General features: G+C 64.9%; 23 protein-coding genes. 12 read left to right on the top strand and 11 right to left on the bottom strand.

All coding sequences use genetic code 11. From position 1 onward, the window contains the following. Positions 1 to 151 precede the first annotated feature (151 nt). A complete protein-coding gene (locus VGR99_RS06695; RefSeq protein ID WP_326897707.1) occupies positions 152 to 880 on the bottom strand; it encodes an adenylate/guanylate cyclase domain-containing protein in 729 nt (242 codons plus the stop codon). A gap of 236 nt (positions 881 to 1,116) precedes the next feature. On the opposite strand from VGR99_RS06695, the gene VGR99_RS06690 reads away from it, so the two are divergent. The 3 genes from VGR99_RS06690 (at position 1,117) to VGR99_RS06680 (ending at position 3,401) form a co-directional block, all read left to right on the top strand. Beyond that, the gene (locus VGR99_RS06690; protein WP_326897537.1) at positions 1,117 to 1,848 is read left to right on the top strand and encodes a haloacid dehalogenase type II; all 732 of its coding nucleotides are present in this window, start codon (positions 1,117 to 1,119) and stop codon (positions 1,846 to 1,848) included. Positions 1,849 to 1,976: 128 nt separating this feature from the next. Continuing rightward, a complete protein-coding gene (locus tag VGR99_RS06685) occupies positions 1,977 to 2,444 on the top strand; it encodes a YbaK/EbsC family protein (protein WP_326897536.1) in 468 nt (155 codons plus the stop codon). Between the two features lie 126 nt (positions 2,445 to 2,570). Beyond that, positions 2,571 to 3,401 (top strand): adenylate/guanylate cyclase domain-containing protein, encoded by an 831-nt coding sequence (locus VGR99_RS06680; RefSeq protein WP_326897535.1) that lies wholly within the window; start codon positions 2,571 to 2,573, stop codon positions 3,399 to 3,401. A gap of 45 nt (positions 3,402 to 3,446) precedes the next feature. Here the strand turns inward: VGR99_RS06680 and VGR99_RS06675 are convergent, their stop codons facing one another. Then, on the bottom strand, positions 3,447 to 3,797 hold the full coding sequence (locus tag VGR99_RS06675) for a hypothetical protein (protein WP_326897534.1): 351 nt from the start codon (positions 3,795 to 3,797) through the stop codon (positions 3,447 to 3,449). A gap of 94 nt (positions 3,798 to 3,891) precedes the next feature. Further along, positions 3,892 to 4,878, bottom strand: a complete 987-nt coding sequence (locus VGR99_RS06670) for a tripartite tricarboxylate transporter substrate binding protein (protein WP_326897706.1) — start codon at positions 4,876 to 4,878, stop codon at positions 3,892 to 3,894. A 148-nt stretch (positions 4,879 to 5,026) separates the two neighbouring features. On the opposite strand from VGR99_RS06670, the gene VGR99_RS06665 reads away from it, so the two are divergent. Further along, entirely contained in the window at positions 5,027 to 5,284 is a 258-nt protein-coding gene (locus tag VGR99_RS06665) for a hypothetical protein (protein WP_326897533.1), read from the top strand. Here VGR99_RS06665 and VGR99_RS06660 read toward each other — a convergent pair whose 3' ends face one another. Together VGR99_RS06660 and VGR99_RS06655 are read right to left on the bottom strand one after the other, a co-directional pair. Next, positions 5,285 to 5,890, bottom strand: a complete 606-nt coding sequence (locus VGR99_RS06660; RefSeq protein WP_326897532.1) for a hypothetical protein — start codon at positions 5,888 to 5,890, stop codon at positions 5,285 to 5,287. Positions 5,891 to 5,944: 54 nt separating this feature from the next. Continuing rightward, on the bottom strand, positions 5,945 to 6,895 hold the full coding sequence (locus VGR99_RS06655) for a LysR family transcriptional regulator (RefSeq protein ID WP_326897531.1): 951 nt from the start codon (positions 6,893 to 6,895) through the stop codon (positions 5,945 to 5,947). Between the two features lie 116 nt (positions 6,896 to 7,011). Here VGR99_RS06655 and VGR99_RS06650 point away from each other — a divergent pair, with 116 nt between their 5' ends. From VGR99_RS06650 to wrbA, 3 genes are all read left to right on the top strand, one after another. After that, positions 7,012 to 7,764, top strand: coding sequence for an SDR family NAD(P)-dependent oxidoreductase (locus VGR99_RS06650; protein ID WP_326897530.1), 753 nt, complete (start codon positions 7,012 to 7,014; stop codon positions 7,762 to 7,764). Positions 7,765 to 7,803: 39 nt separating this feature from the next. Next, positions 7,804 to 8,502: a pirin family protein gene (locus tag VGR99_RS06645; protein ID WP_326897529.1), complete on the top strand. Its 699-nt coding sequence runs from the start codon at positions 7,804 to 7,806 to the stop codon at positions 8,500 to 8,502. Between the two features lie 114 nt (positions 8,503 to 8,616). Then, positions 8,617 to 9,216, top strand: coding sequence for an NAD(P)H:quinone oxidoreductase (gene wrbA / locus VGR99_RS06640; protein WP_326897528.1), 600 nt, complete (start codon positions 8,617 to 8,619; stop codon positions 9,214 to 9,216). 226 nt (positions 9,217 to 9,442) lie between these two features. Here the strand turns inward: wrbA and VGR99_RS06635 are convergent, their stop codons facing one another. Further along, positions 9,443 to 9,919 (bottom strand): Lrp/AsnC family transcriptional regulator, encoded by a 477-nt coding sequence (locus tag VGR99_RS06635; RefSeq protein ID WP_326897527.1) that lies wholly within the window; start codon positions 9,917 to 9,919, stop codon positions 9,443 to 9,445. A gap of 120 nt (positions 9,920 to 10,039) precedes the next feature. Between VGR99_RS06635 and VGR99_RS06630 the strand changes: the two genes are divergently transcribed. Continuing rightward, positions 10,040 to 10,579 (top strand): RBBP9/YdeN family alpha/beta hydrolase, encoded by a 540-nt coding sequence (locus VGR99_RS06630; protein WP_326897526.1) that lies wholly within the window; start codon positions 10,040 to 10,042, stop codon positions 10,577 to 10,579. A gap of 22 nt (positions 10,580 to 10,601) precedes the next feature. On the opposite strand, the gene VGR99_RS06625 is transcribed toward VGR99_RS06630, so the two are convergent. The 3 genes from VGR99_RS06625 to VGR99_RS06615 form a co-directional block, all read right to left on the bottom strand. After that, positions 10,602 to 11,759 (bottom strand): GNAT family N-acetyltransferase, encoded by a 1,158-nt coding sequence (locus tag VGR99_RS06625; RefSeq protein WP_326897525.1) that lies wholly within the window; start codon positions 11,757 to 11,759, stop codon positions 10,602 to 10,604. A 133-nt stretch (positions 11,760 to 11,892) separates the two neighbouring features. Next, positions 11,893 to 13,245 (bottom strand): O-antigen ligase, encoded by a 1,353-nt coding sequence (locus VGR99_RS06620; protein WP_326897524.1) that lies wholly within the window; start codon positions 13,243 to 13,245, stop codon positions 11,893 to 11,895. A 45-nt stretch (positions 13,246 to 13,290) separates the two neighbouring features. Then, a complete protein-coding gene (locus VGR99_RS06615; RefSeq protein WP_326897523.1) occupies positions 13,291 to 14,358 on the bottom strand; it encodes a glycosyltransferase family 1 protein in 1,068 nt (355 codons plus the stop codon). 219 nt (positions 14,359 to 14,577) lie between these two features. On the opposite strand from VGR99_RS06615, the gene VGR99_RS06610 reads away from it, so the two are divergent. Continuing rightward, positions 14,578 to 15,564, top strand: coding sequence for a glycosyltransferase (locus tag VGR99_RS06610; RefSeq protein WP_326897522.1), 987 nt, complete (start codon positions 14,578 to 14,580; stop codon positions 15,562 to 15,564). A 9-nt stretch (positions 15,565 to 15,573) separates the two neighbouring features. Here VGR99_RS06610 and VGR99_RS06605 read toward each other — a convergent pair whose 3' ends face one another. Both VGR99_RS06605 and VGR99_RS06600 read right to left on the bottom strand, forming a co-directional pair. Beyond that, complete coding sequence (locus tag VGR99_RS06605; protein ID WP_326897521.1) at positions 15,574 to 16,602, bottom strand: glycosyltransferase family 2 protein; 1,029 nt, start codon at positions 16,600 to 16,602, stop codon at positions 15,574 to 15,576. Positions 16,603 to 16,608: 6 nt separating this feature from the next. Next, the gene (locus tag VGR99_RS06600) at positions 16,609 to 16,833 is read right to left on the bottom strand and encodes a hypothetical protein (RefSeq protein ID WP_326897520.1); all 225 of its coding nucleotides are present in this window, start codon (positions 16,831 to 16,833) and stop codon (positions 16,609 to 16,611) included. Between the two features lie 175 nt (positions 16,834 to 17,008). Here VGR99_RS06600 and VGR99_RS06595 point away from each other — a divergent pair, with 175 nt between their 5' ends. The 3 genes from VGR99_RS06595 (at position 17,009) to VGR99_RS06585 (ending at position 21,254) form a co-directional block, all read left to right on the top strand. Continuing rightward, positions 17,009 to 17,806 carry a class I SAM-dependent methyltransferase gene (locus VGR99_RS06595; protein WP_326897519.1) on the top strand — a complete coding sequence of 266 codons (798 nt, stop codon included), beginning with the start codon at positions 17,009 to 17,011 and terminating at the stop codon, positions 17,804 to 17,806. A gap of 288 nt (positions 17,807 to 18,094) precedes the next feature. Further along, positions 18,095 to 20,455 carry an exopolysaccharide transport family protein gene (locus VGR99_RS06590; protein WP_326897518.1) on the top strand — a complete coding sequence of 787 codons (2,361 nt, stop codon included), beginning with the start codon at positions 18,095 to 18,097 and terminating at the stop codon, positions 20,453 to 20,455. Beyond that, positions 20,448 to 21,254: a WecB/TagA/CpsF family glycosyltransferase gene (locus VGR99_RS06585; RefSeq protein WP_326897517.1), complete on the top strand. Its 807-nt coding sequence runs from the start codon at positions 20,448 to 20,450 to the stop codon at positions 21,252 to 21,254. The genes VGR99_RS06590 and VGR99_RS06585 overlap by 8 nt, the downstream gene beginning before the upstream one ends. The last annotated feature ends 13 nt before the right edge of the window (positions 21,255 to 21,267 follow it).

Raw genomic sequence — 21,267 nt, 5'->3', positions numbered from 1 at the left:
ACATCCTCCGTTGAAACCGCGGTGAACTGCATAGTACCGGCTTGCACGCCTGTCGCCCTTGTCCAAGAATTTGATGAACATCGTTTCGCCAGTACTCTTCGAGAAGTTCTGCGGACGGCAAACCGGACTTCGACAGTGCGGGCCGACTGCGCTAGGCGGCGTAAAGCTCGATCGAGGCATTGAATCCCTTGAGCTGGAATGTCTTCGAGTGGCTGTCCTTCAGATCCGGTTGGGCGCGCTGAAACACTTCCTGCGTCACCAGTATCTGGCCGGCCTCGGCAACTGACTGGGCCCGCGAGGCGGTATTTACCACCGTGCCGATCGCCGTCAGGTCGCGATGGGCGTGGCCGAACTCGCCGAAACTGAGTGCGCCGGAGTGGATGCCGATGCCGATCCCAAGTTCGCTTGCATTGATGCCATAGGCTGTAACAAGCGCCTCGCGACGTCCGCGCCAGTTTTGCTGAATGTCCCGTGCAGCGCGCACAGCGTTCCCCGCATGCTCGTTGCGCACCAGGGGAAAATTGAAGACGGCCATGACGGCATCGCCGATCGTCTTGTTGAGGATCCCATCGTGCGCCCAGATCGCGTTCGCGCATTCGTCGTAGAATGCGTCGAGCAAGCTCGAGACGGCATCCGACGACTGCGACTGCGACAGGCTGGTGTAACCGCGCAGGTCAGCGAACATGATGGTTGCGTCGATGGTGATCTTGCGGGCTCGCATGACCTTCGCGAACATCAGCTCGCAGATCGTGCAGGTATTGGGGTTCATTCGGCTCGGACGAACGCCAAACGCGCGAAATGGCACCGAAATCACACCGCGAATCGGCACCGGAACGTGCATCTGTTCCCAGCACCCCTTGCAGATTCTCGATTGTATCAACTCTGCCATTGTCAGCGGCGTTCCACGAGAGCGGTAGACCTCGCGATCCTACTCGCGTGTGTCGGCGCGAGCAAGGCGGCGGCATCACCACGCGAGCGCGCGCGCCGGGAGCTAAGGGTCACAAGCCGCCGATCATTCTTGCAGGGCGGACTTCCGCTGTGCTTTGGTAAGCTGACGATTATGCGCATTTCCCCAAGCGGAGTTCTTGCGATCGCAACGGCCCGAAAGGACAGCCAATGAGCATCAAAGCCGTCGTGTTCGACGCCTACGGAACGCTCTACGACATCCAGTCGGTCGCTGATATCACCGAGGATGCGTTCCCGGGCTATGGCGAGATCATCACGCAGGTCTGGCGGATCAAGCAGCTCGAATACACCTGGCTGCGCTCGCTGATGCGGCGCTACCAGGATTTTGCCGCTGTGACCCGCGACTCGCTCGCCTATACGCTGCGCCTGCTCGGACTTGCCTATGAGGCTGTTACCTTCGAGCGCGTGATCGACAAATATCTGCATCTCGACCTCTATCCGGATGCAGCCACAGCGCTCACAGCGCTGAAGCCGCGAAAGCTCGCCATCCTCTCCAACGGCAGCCCCGACATGCTGAATGCGCTGGTGCGCAACTCCGGGCTCGACCGCCTGCTCGATGCCACCATCAGCGTCGATGCAAAGAAGGTCTTCAAGCCGAGCCCGGAGGCCTATGAGCTGATCGGCGAGACGCTCGGCACCGCGCCTGATGAGGTCCTGTTCGTCTCCTCCAACCCCTGGGACGTCGCAGGCGCGAAATCGTTCGGGCTGAACGTCGCCTGGATCGAGCGGGTGACGCCGGAGGCGATGGCGCTGGCTTGCGTCGAGAACGAACTCGTGGCACCGCTGACGATGTTCAGGGCGATCCGCACCCAGATGGACGAGCTTGGCTTTGCGCCGGACCACCGCGTCCGCGCACTCTCCGAGTTGCTGGGGATTGCCTGACGCGCGATGAGATTTGGATGAATCGTCATCGCGCTTGAGGTTGTCGTTTGAGCATGATCTTTGCGGAAAAGCGCTGCGCACTTTTCCGGATCATGCTTTAGAGATCATTGCCTGCCCGTGAGACCTGAATGAGCCTGGAATCCGTTCGCGCCTTCTTCGCCGAGAAAGCCCCCGACATCTCCGTCATCGAATCCCCGATCAGCTCCGCGACCGTGCCGTTGGCCGCCGAGGCCTATGGCGTCGAACCCGGGCGGATCGCCAAGACGCTGTCCTTGCGCGTCGGCGAGCGCGTGATCCTGATCGTCGCCGCCGGCACCTCGCGCATGGACAACAAGAAGGTGAAGGCGCAGTTCGGCGGCAAGCCGAAGATGCTGGGGCTGGAGGAGGTCGCCGAGATCACCGGCCACGAAGTCGGCGGCGTCTGCCCGTTCGGGCTGAAATCGCCGCTGCCGATCTATTGCGACGTCTCGCTGAAGGCGTTCGACGTGGTGGTGCCGGCTGCGGGCTCGACCCACAGCGCGGTGCGCATCACGCCTGACCGGATGGCGGAGTTGACCGCTGCCGAATGGGTCGACGTCTGCGAGGTCAGGCCGTAAGACGGGCGTGGCCGGCAGCAATTCGTTGCACTTCTGTCACGGCCCGGCGCCACGATCAGTCGTTGACCCCAGGCCGGGACACGATGCCTGATGCATTTGGCGGTCAGGGCGGCTAGCATGGGGACCATGACCGACGACAAGGTGAAACGACGACTGACCACCGTGCTGTGCGCTGACGTGTACGGCTATTCTCGCCTCATGGAAGCGGACGAGGCCGGAACGTTGGAGACGCTCCGCCGCTACCGCACGGCCATTGCGCGATTGGTCGAGCGTCATGACGGTCGCATCGTCAACACCTGGGGCGATGCCGTGATCGCCGAATTCGCCAGCGTCGTCGAGGCCGTGCAATGCGCGGTCGAGATTCAGCAGGAAATCTCCAATCAGGATTCGGACGCACCCCAGGCGAGCTCGATGCGGTTTCGCATCGGCATCAACCTCGGTGATGTGATGGTGGACGGGTCCGACATCTACGGCGATGGCGTCAATATCGCGTCGCGACTGCAAGAACTCGCTGAACCCGGCGGTGTCGTGATCTCGAGCTCCGTCTACGATCAGGTGCACAACAAACTATCTGTCGGCTTCGACTGTCTCGGCCAGCGCCCCATGAAGAACATCGCCCCGCTGACCAGCTATCGGTTGACCCTGGGTGGCCAAACCGCAGGGCGAGGGAGCTTCCCGATCGAAGACGCAACGCCTGCGGAGAGAGCGCGTGCCCCGCTGATGGAAGACAGGCGCGAGCCATCCTTGCCGACGAATATCGTCTGGGATTGGTTGGGAAAACTGCCCCGCCCGGTGGCAGTGGCCCTCACGGTGTCGGTCTTCCTGATTCTGATCAATCTGTTCACGGGCGCGCACAGGATCTGGTTCCACTGGCCAGTCGCCGCCATTCTCTTCGGCGTCGCCCTGCGGATGGTGCTTGGACATCGACCCGAGTCGGACCGCAGGGGCGAGCGCTAACGAAGCGGCACGACCGCAGCTTCTCCGGATCATGCGCAGTCAGCGCTAATCGTCATCATCATTATATGGCCGCGGCTGCGGCGGTGGAGGCGGCGGCGCAGCGTTGTAGCGCGGCGGCGGCGCGGCGCGGCCACGCGGAACCGGCTGCTGCGGTGGCATCTGGTTATTGGACTGGAACACCGCCCGGCAGCCGCTCGAGAGCTGCGGCGTGTTCGCCTGCAGGCAAGCCGTGATGCGGCTCACATCCGGGATCTGATCGCTGCACAACCTCCACACATCCGGCGTGCAGGCCATCTGCTGTTCCATGGTCCCGCGATATTCTTCGGCGGTGGCGCTCTGCGCGACGATGCCGCCGATCGCAAGCGCCACACCCAGCGCAATCCGCTCTGTTCGCATATGTCGATCCTTCCCGAATCCCTCCAATTCTCATCAATCAATGAGGCGAGAGCCGGTTCTGGACCAACAACAAAACGTGAAAGCGCGGCGGAACCTACTCGACCTTGCCGATCTTCTTGACCGCCGCGATCAGCCGCTGGCTGTCGGTCGCGACGAATTGCGAGAAGGCCGGCGCATCCTGATAAGCGACGAGGCTGCCCGAGGTTTCGAACGCCTTAAGCACATCGGGACTCGTCATCACCTGCGCCATCGCCTCGCGCAGGCGGGTCGCGATCGGCGCGGGAAGCGAACGCTGTGCAAAGAGCCCGGCCCAGATGTACATCTCGACATCCTTGTAGCCGAGTTCCTGGAAGGTCGGCACATCCGGAAAGCTTGCGATGCGCTGTGCGCCGCAATTGCCGAGCACGCGCAGCTTGCCGTCGTCGACCTGCGGCTTCAGCGTGCCGGGCGCCGCCGCGATCGCCTGCACCGTGCCGCTGAGCAGCGCGGTCAATGCCGGGCCCGCGCCGCGGAACGGCACGTGTAGCAATTTGATGTCGGCGCTATTAGCGAACATCTCCATCGCCACATGCAGCGTGCCGTAGGGTCCGGACGAGCCGTAAGTGATCTGGCCCGGACGCTTCTTGGCGTCCTCGACGAACTCCTGCGCCGTCTTCCACGGCGCCGAGGCCGGCACCGCGAGCAGCGTGGGATCGGCGAGCACGCGCGCGATCGGCATGAACTGCGAGACCTCGTAGGCGACGGGCCGGTCGAACAGACGGTCGGCCTCGGGGAGCACCGCGAGCGACGACAGCGTCATCAGCAGCGTGTAGCCGTCCGGCTCGGCGCGGGCGGCGGCGGCATTGCCGACCGATCCGCCGCCGCCTCCGGCGCGGTTGTCGACGATGACGGGCTTGCCAAGGATCCGCTCCAGCGCCATCGCCACCGGGCGCGCCGCGAGATCGGCCTGGCCGCCGGCCGGAAACGGCACGATCATGGTGATGTTACGCACCGGATAGGTTTGCGCGAAGGCCTTGTCAGGCACAGCAGCCCGCAGCAGCGGCAGCGCCGCAGCCGCACGCAAGAGATTGCGTCGATCCATCATGGTCCCCTACCCCCCGATTTTCTTTTGTGTCGCCAGCCTAGCGCGCCGCGCGGCAAGAACAAGGCGTTAACGAAGCATTGACCATGTCAGGCCTCTACCGGAACGCATCCGTGAACCCGCCGTTGCCCTCTTGATGGAGTGTGTGATGCGGAATCTTGCGACCATCGACGTCGCCCTGGACGAAATGCTGGTCAATCTCGCAGCGATCGTCCTGCGGCTTTCAACGCCCGAATTGACGCGGACGCCGGAAGCGCGGCGCGCCTTGGCGCAGTCGGTCCATCAATACGGTGTGTGCGCCGCACGCTCGAGCGATCCGCGCGTTCACGAGTTGAAGGCGCAACTGGAGGGGACGCTGAAGCCGAACTTGCGGGTTGTCGCGATCGACGGCGTGAAGGTGTCGTGATCAAGTTACCTTCCGCTCTCCGATGCCATCATGCTTGGCACTATCGGCCTTGGCCTCACGGAAACGGAAATAATAGGATAGCAAAATCCCGACCATCATCAACAGCCACGCTGTAAAGGGGTGCCAGAGCGGGACCGCCATAGCGGCAATCCAGCTAAACGCGATCAAGGGTACTTGGACGCGCGCAGCGTAGTGATTGAGAAAAGGGATTCGATCGTCTCCCCATACGTTACGTGCGCAAGACTGCCGGGGACCGGTCTCTCTGCCGTCCTGGTCAAGTCTGACCAACTCGTGCGAACGTCCCAAGCATAAGAGAACTTCGCCCGACGGAGAAATCCCGGCATCGAAGGTGCCGCCGCCTGCATGAACCTGAAACCCTCGTTCGAACCCTGACGGCCCATAGCGCTGCACGCGTCCCAGAGGTTCGCTGACGATGAATACACGGCCGTCGGGGGCCGCGAGTCTCATCGATCCGAGCGAGTTCGGAAGCTCAATTTCATTCAGGAAGTCCGGCGCGGAGCTCGCGATCAAACCTTGCCCAAGGAAGCACGCCATCCCCAAGGCGATAAGACAAATGACAATGTTTCTCTGGTTCTTGCTTGTCACCGCGCGGCACTGCATGAGGCACGTTGGCATTCGGCAAACGCGTAGAGAATAGCATCATTTGACCTTGACCACACTGGCCGACGTTTTCTTCTTCGCCACACGCTTGCACGTGCCCGGCAGCTTCGCCGCCAGAAAATCCCCAAGCGCCTCGACGCGTGCGGGCCTCGGGCCGCCGGGAGGGGTCACGAGGTGCACGGCGCCTTCGGCCTGCTTCCAGTCTTTCAGGATCACTTCGACGGCACCGGAGGAGATGGCCTCGCCGACGATGAATTCCGGCAGCTCGGCGATGCCGAGGCCCGCGATCAGCGAGGGCATCACGGCTTCGCCATTGTTGACGCGGAGCTGGCCGCCCGGACGCACGCTCGCCTGCTCGCCGGCCGAATTGGTGTAGTGCCAGACGTTCGGCGTAGAGAGATAGGCGTAGCTGAAGCATTTGTGCTGGGCCAGATGCATCGGATGCGTCGGCCGGCCGTGCTTCTTCAGGTAGGAGGGCGCCGCCACGGTGAAGCGCGGCATGGTGAAGAGCCGCCGCGCGATCAGCGAGGAGTCCGGCAGCCGCGCGATCCGCACCGCCATGTCAAAGCCTTCGCCGATCAGATCGACGGTCGCATCGCTCAAGTGAAGATCGACCGAGACTTCCGGATAGGCCTCGAAAAATTCCGGCAGCAGCGGCGCCACCGCCTTGGTGCCGAACGTCATGGGCACGGCGAGCCGCACCAGGCCGCGCGGCGCCACCGATTGCGCCAGCGCCTCGTTCTCGGCTGCCTCGCCGTCGGCGAGCAGGCGCGTGGCGCGGTCGGCGAGCTTGTGGCCGGCATCGGTCAGCGCGAGCCGGCGCGAGGTGCGGTTGAACAGGCGGGCGCCGAGCCGCTCCTCCAGCCGGGTCACCGCCTTGGAGACCGTCGCCTTGGACATCGCAAGCTCGCTCGCGGCCCCCGCAAACGACCGTAATTCCACGACTTTTGCGAAAATCGCGAGCGCCTCGAAATCGGGAAGTTTAGCCATGGCATCGGTCCAATAAGGATATTTCAGGAAACAATACGTTTCAACAGTTTCTATTTCTATACCACAGGCGGAGGCTTATCCAAGCGTCATCAGAAATTCAGGAATGGAGAAATCCAATGACCAAGAAGCTCTCAGGCAAGGTTGCCCTCGTCACAGGCGGCTCGCGCGGCATTGGCGCGGCCTCCGCCCGCGCACTCGCCGATGAAGGCGCCGACGTCGCCATCAGCTACGTCGCTTCGCCGGAAAAGGCGGAAGCCGTCGTCACCGAGTTGAAGGCCAAGGGCGTCAAGGCCCGCGCTTTCAAGGCCGACCAGGCTTCGGCGAAGGACGTGACGAAGCTCGTCAACGACGTTGCCAAGGAATTCGGCCATCTCGACATCCTCGTCAACAACGCCGGTGTCGCCAATGGCGGCGCGATCGACGACGCCAACGCCGATACGGCCGCGCTGGAGCGGCAGGACCAGGTCAACGTGCATGGCGTGATCGCGGCGATCCGCGCGGCCTCGCAATTGATGGGTGAAGGCGGCCGCATCGTCACCGTCGGCTCGATGCTCGCGGACCGCGCCTCGTTCCCGGGCCTTGCCGACTACGTCGCCACCAAGGCGGCCGTGGTCGGTTACACCAAGGGCGCTGCACGCGACCTCGGTCCGCGCGGCATCACCGTCAACGTGGTGCAGCCCGGCTCGATCGACACCGACATGAACCCGAAGGACGGCGGCGAGTTCGCCGAGACCCAGCGCAAGCAGCACGCGCTGCAGCGCTTCGGCCGTCCCGAGGAAGTGGCAGCCGGCGTGGTCTTCCTCGCAAGCCCCGAAGCCTCCTTCGTCACCGGCACCGTGCTCAACGTCGATGGCGGGTTCGGCGCCTGATCCAGGCGCCACCACCATCCATTCAAAGGAATTACGCAAATGATCGAACTCAGACCTTTCAACAAGCTCGGCGGCGCCGATCACGGCTGGCTGAAAGCAAAACATCATTTCTCCTTCGCCAGCCACTATGACCCGAACAACATGGGCCATGGCGCCTTGCGAGTGTGGAACGACGACGAGATCGCTCCGAACACCGGCTTTCCGGCTCATCCCCACGCCAACATGGAAATCATCACCTATGTGCGCGAGGGCGCGATCACCCATCAGGACAGCCTCGGCAACGAGGGCCGCACTGAAGCGGGCGACGTGCAGGTGATGAGCGCCGGCAGCGGCATCCGCCACTCCGAGTACAATCTGGAACCGACGCAGACGCGCATCTTCCAGATCTGGATCGAGCCGACGGCGCGCGGCGGACAGCCGACCTGGGGCTCGAAGCCGTTCCCGAAGGCGAACCGCTCCGGCAAGCTCGTCACCATCGCGAGCGGCATCGAGGGTGACACCGACGCGCTGCCGATCCGCGCCGATGCACGGGTGCTCGCCACAACGCTGAAGGCCGGCGAAAGCGCGGAGTACGAACCGCAGACGTCGCGGCATCTGTACCTCGTGCCTGCGGCGGGTTCCGTCGAGATCAACGGCGTGCGCGTCAATGCCCGCGACGGCGCCGCGATCCGCGACGAGGCCAGGCTGAAGATCACCGCGCTCGAAGACACCGAGCTCGTGCTCGTCGACGCCGCGTAAGCGCCGCCGCCACACCAACTCGTGATGCCCGGCCTCGAACCGGGCATCCATCTCCTTCGCAACGACAGCGAACCAGACAACTCACCCCATCGCGATATCCCAACGGAGACCACCATGACCAAAGTTCTCGTCCTCTATTATTCCGCCTATGGCCACATCGAAGCGATGGCCAATGCCGTCGCCGAAGGTGCGCGCGAGGCCGGCGTCACCGTCGACATCAAGCGCGTGCCCGAGCTGGTGCCGCCCGAGGTCGCCAAGGCATCCTATTACAAGGTCGACCAGGCGGCCCCGGTCGCCAAGATCGAGGACCTCGCGAACTACGACGCGATCATCGTCGGCACCGGCACCCGTTTCGGCCGCATCGCCTCGCAGATGGCCAACTTCCTCGACCAGGCCGGCGGGCTCTGGGCCAAGGGCGCGCTGCACGGCAAGGTCGGCGGCGCCTTCACGGCAAGCGCGACCCAGCATGGCGGCCAGGAGACGACGCTGTTCTCGATCATCACCAACCTGCTGCATTTCGGCATGGTGATCGTCGGCATGAACTACGGCTTTGCCGGCCAGATGAAGCTCGACGAGGTCACGGGCGGTGCGCCCTATGGCGCCACCACGATCACCGGCGGCGACGGCAGCCGCCAGCCTAGCGCCAACGAGCTCGCCGGCGCGCGCTACCAGGGCCGCCAGATCGCGGAGACCGCCAAGAAGCTGCATGGCTGATGCGACAGGGGCGGCATTCTCATTCGGGAATGCCGCCCCATCTATGCGCAATGGCCTTTGAACTCCTCCTGATCGCGCAGATGATCCGCAAGCCCGCGCAGGCGCTGGCGCGGCGGTGGTACTGCCGCAGCCTGTTCAGGGCCTCGCGCGGCCGATTTCGCTGTGAAGGCTGCACGAACGCGTGAAGCGGACGTGACCTGCTGGGCCTGCGTGATGTCAGCGCCGTCTAGGAGCGTTCCGCTTTCTTCCTGACGAGGTCTCTACCGATCGGCCGCGGCGGCTCGCTCCGCAGCACCAGCGAGGTCGTCACCGCGCCGAAACCGGCGATGCGATCGACGATGGTCTCGAGGTCTTCCGGCGCGGGGACGAGCACCTTGAGCACGAAGCAGTCATCGCCGGTCACACGATGGACCTCGATGATGTGGGGGATCTCGCTGAACCGCTTGAGGCAGGTCTTGATATGCTCATGCGAGGTACGCAGGCGAACCAGCGCCATCAGGCCGAGCCCGAGGGCGCGCGGGTTGATGCGGGCGCCGTAGCCTTCGATGATGCCGGCTTCCTCGAGCCGCTTCACCCGCTCCGAGATCGCCGGCTGGGACAGCCCGACAGAACGGCCGAGCTCGGATAACGGCACGCGCGCATTGGCCTGCAACGCCTCCAGGATCTTCAGATCCTTGGCATCGATGCTCCCGAAGCGATCCAACGAAATTCTCCATTCCGCCTTGAGATCATCGGCCAATGCCCGATTGCGCCGATGACTTGCCATGTGATGCGGGACCGGGATCGGCCACACTGCATGCACATCAGATATCACGAGACGATCATGCACGACATCATCACATTGCCCGGCCTCGGCGGCTCCGGAGACACCCATTGGCAGACCTTGTGGGAGCGCGCTGACGCGCGCGTTACGAGATTTCAGCCGGCAAGCTGGGACCAGCCGGACCTCGACGACTGGGCGCAATCGCTGGAGCGCGCGGTCGCGCGCAGCAAGAGCCCGCCGGTGCTGGTCGCGCACAGCCTCGCCTGCCTGCTGGTGGCGCACTGGGCTCTTCGCTTCCCCACTGCGATTGCAGGCGCATTCCTGGTCGCGGTCCCCGATCCGGACGGCCGCAATTTTCCCGCAGAAGCCGCCGCATTCAGACAGGTCCCAATGAGCGCGCTGCGATTTCCATCGCTGATCATTGCCAGCACGGATGATCCCTACGGCGCGCTCGCGACGACGGAGCGGCAGGCGCGCGACTGGCAGTGCGGCTTGATCGTGGCGGGCGCACTCGGCCACATCAATGCGTCGAGCGGACTCGGTGACTGGCCGCAGGGCCGGGCGTTGCTGGAGGCGTTTTGTGCAGGCCTTCGGAGATGACCGCGAGACAACCGGCGTTGCGTCAGCGCGCCCGCTTGCCCATCACCCGCGCCGCAAATGCGGCGAGCCTCGGATGGCGGCGTAGCCCTTGCGCGGCAAGGTCGCGCCAGGCAAAGGGCAGGCCGCGCCAGGACAGCGCGACGCTGACATCGGTCAGCGGCACCTGCTCGGCGCCCAACCGGCGCTTGTAGTCCTGATTGCCGACGCTGAGATCGAAGCGGCGCACGCCCTGCGCATGCAGCGCCTCCATGGTGCGTTCGGTCACGAGCAGCCCGGGCGAGAAGTTCGCCCAGGTCCTGCCGGTATGACTGATGCGCAGCAGGAAATAGGTCGCGCCGTAGCGGACGCCGAGCGTGGTGGCGACGATTCCCTTGTCGCAGACCAGCGCCGAGACGACGGCATAACCCTCGGCGGCGCCTTGCCGCGCCACCTCGCGATAAAAGGCGGCGTGGACGTCGTCGTTGAGGACGAACGGCGAGCCGAGCTGCTTCATCCGCTCCTCCTGCTGCACGTCCATCACATCGAGGAACTCGCGCGCGCGTGCCGCATCGGTGGCGATCTCGAATCTCGCGCTGCCAAGACGGGTGAAGACGCGCCAGCATCGCGGCAGCTGCAGACGCCGGATCGAGGCCCGATAGTCGGCATAGTCGTCGCCCATCAGCACGAGGTTGCCGTTGACCGAGCAGGATCCGATGCGGCCTAGCGAGACCAGCGGATTGGGCTTGCCGCCGACCTTGCCGCCGACTTGGGCCGGCATCTTCTTCAGGCGCAACAGGTCGAAGCCGTCAGGCAAGGTGCGCAAGCCATCGACCAGCGCGGCACCGATCGCGCGCGCATCGGCGGCATCGAACTTCGCATCGCTTGCAAGGATCGGCGCGTTGTTGTCGGAAACGCCGAGATCGGCGAACTCGACGATACGGATGCCGCGCCTGACATGGCTGATCATCGGCACGACCGCGATGTCCTTGCCGGTCGTGGCATCGGAAATCACGGCGATCAGCGGCGCAGAGTCTTCAAACGCCGCGTACCAGGCGTCGAGCCAGTAACCATGCTGGAAGGCGGTGCGATGGCCGGAATTCAGGCGCGATGCGGCCAGCCGCCAGTCGCGCAGGAAATCGACTGCGATTCCCGACGTGCTGGACACCCGATCATCTGGTTGCTCGACGCTGAGAAACGTCATCCGCGGCGCATACAGTTACAGAATGTCTCCAGATAGATGATGTTTTGCCGCCGATCACAAGCGACGTCGCTGCTTATCGTTAAGCCGATACCACCTTCCGGCCCTGCGATAGATGAGCTACTGCGACAAACTGTCAGCGTCCCGGTTCCATCTGCGCGACGCACTGGAACCTCGCCAGGAAATGCAGGCCGGCGACGGCGAGCGCGAACATGAACCAGACCGGATTCTGGCGTTCCAGCAGGAAGGTCTCGGTCGTCCCGAAATACAGGCCGAACAGCCAGATGGTCAGGAACAGCTTGCCCAGCGCGTTGCTGCGATTGTGCGCCTGGACCGTCTGGAAATTGCGGAGCGGGGCGAGCACGAAGACGAGGACGACCAGCAGCAGCCCCGGCAGGCCGATGGTGACGGCGAGATCGAGATAGCTGTTGTGGCTATGCGCCGCAGATGTCGCCCATTCGGAGCCCGCAGCGGTCTGGCGCTCGGTCACATCGTCCCAGAACGCCGCATAGCCGTGACCGATGATCGGCTTCTCGGCGACGGCCGCGAGCGCGAACTCCCAGATCTCGGAACGGCCGGTGAAGGTGGGATCGAGCGGCAGCAGCCGCGTCATCGCGCCGAGCGACGGGCTCATGACGCTGCCGACCGTCAGCAGGTTCATCACGATCAGCGGTACGAAGCAGACCATCCGCTTCAGCCACAGGTTTCGCGTGACGTAGACCAGCGATGCCAGACCATAGATCGCAAGGCACAGCACCGACGACGTCTTGCCGCCAGTGAAGACCAGGAACAGGCCGGCCAGCGCCGCGATCGCCGGTCCCATCACGAACGAGCCGACGGCGGACAAATAGATGCCGACATAGACCAGGATGGTCATCACGGGCGAGGCGACGTTCTTGTGGCCGAAACTGCCGCGCCAGTCGCCGGCGAGCTGCGGCTCGGTGATGTCGAGCGCGGTGTGGATCGAATATTGCGGCGCGAGGACGATTCCGAGATAGCACAGCGCAAGCAACGCAAGGGCGGCCGCGCCGAGGCACTGGTTGAAGCTGCGCTGCGTCGGCGGCAACAGCGGTATCAGAACCGCGATCGACGTCACGCTGGCCGCCAGTACGAAGCGCTGCATCGAAACCCCGCGGCTCTCGGAGAAGACGATGTTGATCAAAAGCCAGCCGACGAGGCAGAGATGCAGCGGCGTCACCAGGCTCTTCAGCGCGGGCGCATCGGTGGCGGCGACGAACAGCACCGCGACCGCAGCCAGCAGGCCCCATGAGACATAGGTGAGCGCCATTCGCCCGCCGACGACGGTGGCGACATCGGGATTGCGCAGGTCCGGAAACGGATCGAGCGTCACCAGCACGAGCAGCAGCGCCGCAACCACGATGAGGCAGCGCGCCGCCTGCAGAGCATTGAGCCCGGACAGGCCGTCGCGCAGGAGGTGGCCGAGCGATCGGGCCTCGACGTCGGTCATGTCAGCGGCGCTGCGATCCATGGCTCAAAGCCGGTGTGATGAACCCGGGGAAGCAAGCCCCAGGTCTTAGCCCATCCCCGTTAACCATCCGTCAACCAGCATGCCGGAGGTCGCGGACACCTTCTGCTGCCGCGCCACGCTCCGTGCGATCTCGTAATATTGCAGCGCGCGCTGCTCCAGCGTGAGATTGTCGAGCACGAAGCCGCGCGGATCGAATTTGCTCTCGGCGCAGCCGGCCCAGAAATCGTCCCAGCCCGCCTCGAAGGTGGCGGTGTCGACGAATTTGGCACCGCAGCGGTCGTCCCAGTAGGGCACCGACGACACCGGCGCGAACTGCACGCGGTGCGGATAATAGTCGGGGTCGCGCCACGGTCCGCCGGGATCCCAGGCGAACACCGGCACGCCGCAGGACAGCGCCTGCTGATAGGCGATGCCCTGGCTCTCGTTCTGGCACAGGAAGATCATCGCGCGCGAAGACGCCAGCGCGGCCTGATAGTCCTCTTCCTTGTAGCTGCCGTAACGCAGCTGCGTGAACGTGCGCCCCTCCTTGCGGAGCCGGGCGCGGACGGGCTCGATCAGGTCGGGCGCATAGCGCTCGCGATCCCAATGCACCTTGTCGTAGATCAGGACGTCGACGGATTTCTGCGCGGCGCGCGACGGCGACCAGAGATCGGTGTCGATGCCGACCGGCCAGGCCTCGGTCTCGGGCCAATGCGGGCGGTACATGTCGACGTACCACGGGCCGGGCACCACCACCTTCTTCACCGGCAGCCGCTTGAACAGGTCCGGGTCGTCGAGCGGATGATTGTGGGCGGCGACACCGAGCAGGATCGGGTTCTTCCACGCGAACTTGTCGAGCAGGAAAGTGCGGCCGATGATGCAGGCGACTTCCTCGGGATGCTGCGCGATGTAGCCGTAATCGTTGACGCGGTAGCGGATGCCGAGCCGGTCGAGGCCCGCACAGAGATTGAGGAACACGCGCAGCTGCCCGCTCATCCTGGGCTCGCCGAACAGCATGCGGCGCGCCATGCGCCGCAGATGCCGGTCGCCGGGAAACCAGCGATCGTCCTTGTCCTCGTAGAACAGGTTGAGGACCATGTCGTCGGGATCGTAGTCGAATGTCTTTGCGGGCACTGGGTCCATCCGCGGCAGCAGGTCGCGCATTCTCGCATGGGACCGGCTGTCGCACTGCTCGAAGTTTCCGACAGGCTTAATGCCAACGGCTTAACGCTAATTGACGAAACCGGCCTCGCACGCGGCTTCCCGGAAACGAATTCGCCGTAATGCGGGTATCATCCGCAGCAGCCGCGCAGATGCGCCCAGGTTAACAGATCGTTAAGGACGAGCCGCAGCTTGAGCACAGCCGACGACGTTCTCGAAGCCCCCGCCGCGCCGCGCGCGGCGACAGTCGCACGTCTCCAGCGACCGCTGATCCCCGTTGCGTCGGTGTCCGTCGTCATTCCCGCCAAGAACGTTGCCGCCTATGTCGGCGAAACCATCGCGAGCGCGCTGGCGCAGGACGAGGTCACCGAGGTGATCGTCGTGGACGACGACTCGACCGACGACACGATCGCGATCGTCCGCGCCGTCAGCGATCCGCGGCTGCGCCTGATGACCAACGATTCCGCCGGCGTTTCGTCCGCGCGCAATCTCGGCGCGCGACATGCGAGCGGCGACTGGCTGATCTTTCTCGATGCCGACGATCGCCTGCGTCCCGGCGCGGTGGCAGCCTTGCTGGCGGCCGCGCGCCGTGCTCCCCGCGCCGTTCTCGTCTATGGCGACTACAATACGATCGACAGCGAGGGACGGCAGATCGGCCGGCGCGAGTTGTTGAAGGGACGCCGCAAGCCGTCCGGCGACGTGCTGGCGCGGCTCGCGGCCGGCAACTTCATCGTCAATGGCGGCATCGCGCTCACACGGGCGGAGGCTTTTCGTGCCATCGGCGGCTTCGATACCTCGCTCAGATATTGCGAGGACTGGCACTGCTGGTGCCGCCTCGCGGCCATTGGCGAGTTCGCGTTCGCGCCGAAGCTGCTGCTCGACTATCGCGTGCACACGGCCAATACCATGAACGCCGCGATGCGGACGCCGCACGATTTTTTCCCGGCCGTCGAACGCATCTTCGACGACGGGCTGATCCTGGCAAGACTGCCCGAGAGGGCTGCGGCCGGACTGCGTCAGTCCGCCGAGATTCATCTCGTGACCTATTCAGCGATGCAGGCGATCCGTTTCCGCCGATATCGCGATGCCCTGGCTTATCTCGCGATCGTCGGACGCAGGTCACTCAAGGCCCTGCCGCGTTCCGCGATCAGGGTCGTCTTCGCCTGCTTTGGCATCTAGTCCGCAGCGTCAGGAGACAATCTTCGAGGCCTCGTAGGGCTTCGGCGCGAAGCCGAACGCGGCAAGCATGGAGCCGATCGCGACCAGCGCCGGATGCATGGCGACGACCGCTTTCGATGTCGCGAACAGGCGCGCGGAGCGAACCAGCGACAGCGGCAGCCGTCCGAGCATTTGCGCAAACACGCGTGCTCTGGCGCCCGCTCCCTGTGCCGCCTTGTACTGCACACGATAGTTGATCGCGCCGATGCGCAGGCCGCGCTTTGCGATCCAGCTGAAGCTGGTGCGGTTCTCCGGCACGGTCTCGGTGATGACGGCCTCGGCCGTCCAGTGGAAGATCATGCCGGCATCGCGGCAGCGCACGAAGAAGTCGCAATCGCCGCCGCCGAGAAAATTGAAGCGCAGATCGAAGGCCGGATTGCCGAGCCGCTCGAACGCCGCGCGCGTGATCAGGCAATTGCCGCAGCCATAGATCAACGGCACCGCTCCGGTGTAGTCATAGGCCGGACAGAAAGCGGGATGGCGCGCAAGCCATGGCTGGCTGTCGTCGTCGAAGACCGGCAGAACAGGTCCACCGACCACGTCGGCGCCGGTCGCCTCCGCGGTGCGGACCATCAGTTCCAGCCAGTCGGGCGAGGCGATCTCGTCGTCGTCGATCATCAGGAAGCGGGTCGCGGCGGGAAACAGCGTCTGGGCCGTCTCGAACGCGGCGTTGATTGCCTGGCAATTGCCCTGCCGCTGCTCGACGAGGCAGATGCCCTGCAGCCTCCCGTCGGCCAGATACTCCGCGGCAACCGGCGCGCTCGCGCGCCCTGCGGCATCGTTCTCGACCATGACGACGGCAAAGGACCGCGGCGTGCGCTGGTTCGCCAGCGAGTCCAGCGTCAGCCGCAGATGCTGCGGGCGGCGGAAGCAGGGAATGCAGACGACGATGCCGACGGACAAGTCGATGACGTGCGAGCTCGCCGCGATCTCGCGGTTGGGATCGCGCACGGCATCCGAGATCCGGCTGGCGGACAGGTCTGTCGGGATCAATGTCATTCCGCTCTAAATGCCCGAGATATGTTGAGAAAGCCCTGCGTCGATCGCATGCGCCGCCGCCGTCCCGCGACGGCACAGCACCGCGGGACAGATGCGTGCCAAAGTGACCGGCGCGATCGAGGCATCAAACGGCAGCGCCTTGCGGATCTCGCGGCCATGCAGACGTACCATCATACGCTTAACCGCTTTCGCGCCTTTCTCCCGCAAATCCATACGCACGTGGTACTGCAATTCGCAGTCCAGCGTTCAGTGACGGCGCGAAGCGGACAATGCCGTAGTTAACGCCCATGCGCATTAACCCGGCCGTAAGCACCGCGACCGGTGAAGCGCGACGGCATCGGATTTGCTCTTCGGGCATGCGACATTTTTCCTGTAAATTTGAATAGAACAAGCGCGGTCAGAGACAATGAACAAGCCAGCCACGATCGATTTCGCGACAGCCACGGCGATCGACATCCCCACCGCTGCCCCCGCCGAGGCGCTGCACGATCTCGTCCCCGGCGAAGCCCGCGACAGCCTGCTCGCCGTCCACGACGTGCTGCGCCGGAAATTGCCGCAGGGCCAGCTCGCGACCTACGAGGCCGGTGGCGGCTCCTGCAGCGTTCTGCCGCCGGAGTTGCTGAGCCGCAGCAAGGTCAGCGTCGTCGACATCGACGAGGACCAGGTCCGCAACAACACCTATGCGGACGAGGCGATCCTCGGCGACGTTCAGACCTATCGCTTCGGATCCGGAAGCTTCGATCTCGTCATCTGCTACAACGTGATCGAGCATCTGCCTCATGTCGATGCTGCGCTATTGAACTTCCGCGACGCGCTCAAGCCTGGCGGGATGATCCTGATCGGCGCGCCCAATCCGCGTTCGCTGTCCGGCGTCGTCACCAAATACTCGCCGCACTGGTTTCACGTCTGGTTCTACCGGAATATCCGCGGCATCAAGGATGCCGGCCTGCCGGGCGAGCCGCCGTTCCCGACCTTTTTCCACCCGCTGGTGACCCTGCCTCGGCTCGAGGCGTTCGCGGCCGCCAACGGCCTCGAGATGATCTATCGCCGCGAGGTCGAAAGCCCCCGCTATCCCGAGATGCGACAGCGCAAGCCGCTGTTCGCGGCTCTGGTCGATGCCGGTGCCGCCATGCTCAACGCCGTGCTGCCGCGCGGCACCGATGTCCGCCGCGGCGATTATCACGTCATCCTGCGGAAAAGCTGACACGAATGCGCGCGCGATCCACCGAGCAACGAGCGAAGTCTCGCGGTGACGCTGCGCGCGGTAACGAACCGTTAATCTCTGCGAGACCCCGGTATCGACGGCGTCACGGCGACGCGTGGAACTGTGGCATGCGTTTAAACGCTTTGTTTGCCATTTCGGTGAATAGTCCCTCAATGAGTATGGTTAATTTTCCCTGTTGCGTTGATTGGGCACCTATATCCCGGGTGCGTGGCGTAAAGCGAAGAGTAACCCCTCAGCCCGCGGCAGTTGGAATGGAAGCTGGGGATCATGCTTGACTATAGCCAGCCGATAGATCGGGCCCAACCGGAGGCCCCGCAGCAGGCGCCTCAGGCCGGCTTCAACGTGCTGGAGCTGGTCAATCTGCTTTGGCGTCGCAAGATCGCGATTGCGGCCGCCGCCCTGCTCGGCGCGACGCTGGCGGTCACCGTCGGCAAGAGCCTGACCCCACGCTACACTGCCACCGCCCAGCTCTATGTCGACCCACGCGAGCTCCAGCTCGTCGACCGCGAGCTCACGCCGCGCGCGCAGGACGTCTCCGGCATGTCCATGGTGGTCGAGAGCCAGGCGCGCCTGATCACCTCCAACAGCGTGCTGCTCCAGGTCATCCAGCAGGCCGGTCTCGACAAGGATCCCGAATTCGGCGGCGGCGACGCCAGGTCGCTGATGTCGTCGCTGCTCGGCCTGATCGGTCTGCAGCCCCGCGCGCCCTCCGCGGCGGAGACGAAGGAAGTGCAGCTTGCGGCGCTCGACGCGCTGAACCGGCACATCACGATCCGCAAGACCGAGAAGAGCTTCATCGTCGATATCGAGGTCTGGTCGACCGATCCGGCGAAGGCGGCGATGCTCGCCAACACGCTGACCAGCGCCTACCTCGCGGAATCCCGCAACTCGCAGGCTTCGGCCGCTCGTCGCGCCACCAACGATCTCTCCGGCCGGCTGAAGGAGCTGCGCGAGCGGCTGCGCAACGCCGAGACCGCGCTCGCCACCTACAAGGCCCAGAACAATTTCGTCGGCACCCAGGACGCGCTGATCAGCGACCAGCAGCTCTCCTCCAGCAACCAGCGGCTTTCCGCGGCCCGCGCGGCGACGATGGACGCACAGGCCCGGCTCGACCAGATCGAGGCGAGCCGGCGCACGGCAGCCGATGCCGGCGCGATTCCCGAAGCACTGCAATCGCCGACGATCGCCAATCTGCGTGCACAATATGCCGATGCCCGCAAGAAATATGCGGAGCAGACGAGCGAGCTCGGCCCGCGCCATCCGGCGCTGCGCCAGACCGAGAAGCAGGTCGAGGATCTCAAGCGCACCATCAGCGAAGAGATCGATCGCTTTGCCCAGTCGGCCAAGAACGACCTGACGCGGGCCCGCGACTACGAAGCCTCGCTCAACCGGGCGCTGGAAGCGCAGAAGCGGCAGAGCGTGCAGCTCAGCCAAGCGGCTGTCCGCCTGCGTGAGCTCGAGCGCGAGGCCGACGCCAGCCGCGACGTCTATCAGTCCTTCCTCAAGCGCTCGCGCGAGACCGAGGAGCAGGAGACGCTGAACACGTCGGCTGCCCGCGTCATCGGCGAGGCCACGGTACCGCAGCGGCGCTCGTTCCCGCCGGCGATGAGCCTGTTCGCCATGATCGGCTTCATCTTCGGCGCGATCGCAGCGTCGAGCTGGTTCGTTGCCGCCGAGCTGCTGTTCGCCGGTGCGCCCACGCCGGCCCGCCGCGAACGCACGCCGGCGCCGCAGGCTCCCCGCACCCCGGAGACGCCGCGGGCTGCCGAGCCCCCGCGGCCGCAGCCGGCTTCGCGCGCCCCCGAAGTTGCAGAGGCGCAGCCGGAAGTTGCCGCGCCACCGCTGCAACCGTCGATGGGCGAACGGCCCCTGATCGAAAAGCCGCTGATCGCGCGCCTCCAGGAGGCCGACGTCATCCATACGCTGGGCGCCATTCTCGCCACCGGCGGCGGCGTCGACCTGACACGGCTGGGCTGGCCGACGCTGCGCCCCGGCTTCCCTCTGACGAGCCTGCTCAATGCCTGGCGCGACATGCGCGCCGCGGTCGCCCGGCGTGCCGGTGGCAAGACGATGCCGGTGATCGCGCTCCTTGGTACGGGCGAGACCACCGGGCGCAGCGTAACCGCACTGAATTTCGCGCTCGCGGCCGCGCGTGACGGCGTCCGCGTGCTGATGATCGATGCCGACCATCAGGCTCACCCGCTCTCGAACAAGGTCAATCGCCCCGGCAAGAGCGAGCCGAGCGCGCGTGGCTGGCTCTCGATCGGCAGCAAGGCCGCACGCGAGATCAAGACGGTCAACGGCATCTCGGTGCTGCCGGCGGCCGAGGGCGACGCCGGCAAGGCCGCCGAGGCCATCCGCAAGGCGATTGCGCAGGCGCGCTCCGCCGGCGGCTATGATCTCGTCATCCTCGACGGCCCCGCAATGCCGCTTGCAGCCAGCAGCCGCAAGCTGCTCGACGACACTGACGCGCTGGTGGCAGTGCTGCCGACCAGCACGGACATCAACGACAGCCTGGAAGAAATCCTGAGCATGCTCGGCCGCGCCGAGCGCAAACTCGTCGGCGTCGTGCTCGACGAGCTCACTCCCACAACCCAAGCGCGCCAGGGAGGCAGACAATATGCTTGAGCGCCGCATCAACCCGGAAGGCAGAGCCGCAACCGCCGACGTGCCACGAATCACGGTCGGCGGCCTGCGCATGGCCGCACTCGACCTGGAAGCGACCGCCGACTTCATGATCGAGGCCACCAATCCCGACAACCGCATCGGCCGTCCGCTGTACCTGACCTCGGCGAACGGCGAGGTGCTGGCGCGCTGCTCGACCGAGCCGCAGACCGAACGCCTGTTCCGCGCCGCCGACATGATCAATGCCGACGGTCAGCCGCTGGTGGCCGCCTCGAAACTGCAATCCTGGTTCCCGCTGCCCGAGCGCGTCGCGACCACCGACCTGTTCCATTACGTCGCGCGCAAGGCCGAAGCGATCGGCCGCACCTTCTACATGTTCGGCGCCAGCGAGGAGGAGAACGCTGCCGCGGTCGCGAATGTTCGCAAGCTCTATCCGAACCTCAAGATCGTCGGCTACAGCCACGGCTATCTGCGCGGCGACGCCCTGCGCGCGAAAGTCGAGGAGATCAACGCGCTCGCCCCGGATTATCTCTGGGTTGCGCTCGGCGTGCCCAGCGAGCAGGCATTCGTCGAGGAATATACGCCGCTACTGACCAATGTTGGCGTCATCAAGACATCCGGTGGCTTGTTCAACTTCTTGTCGGGCAGCCGGTCCCGCGCGCCGCAATGGATGCAGAATATCGGTCTCGAATGGGCCTGGCGCACCTGGCTCGAGCCGCGCCGCCTGTTCTGGCGCTATTTGACCACCAGTCCCCGCGCGATCTATCTTCTGTTCAGCCGCCAACGGCCCTTCAATCGCTGAGAGAAGAGTAGAT

The sequence above is a fragment of the Bradyrhizobium sp. genome (genome assembly GCF_035935975.1).
In the GTDB taxonomy this organism is placed as follows: domain Bacteria; phylum Pseudomonadota; class Alphaproteobacteria; order Rhizobiales; family Xanthobacteraceae; genus Bradyrhizobium.
The sequence above is the reverse complement of the archived record's forward strand: the minus strand, read 5'-3'. Positions and strand labels throughout refer to the sequence as shown.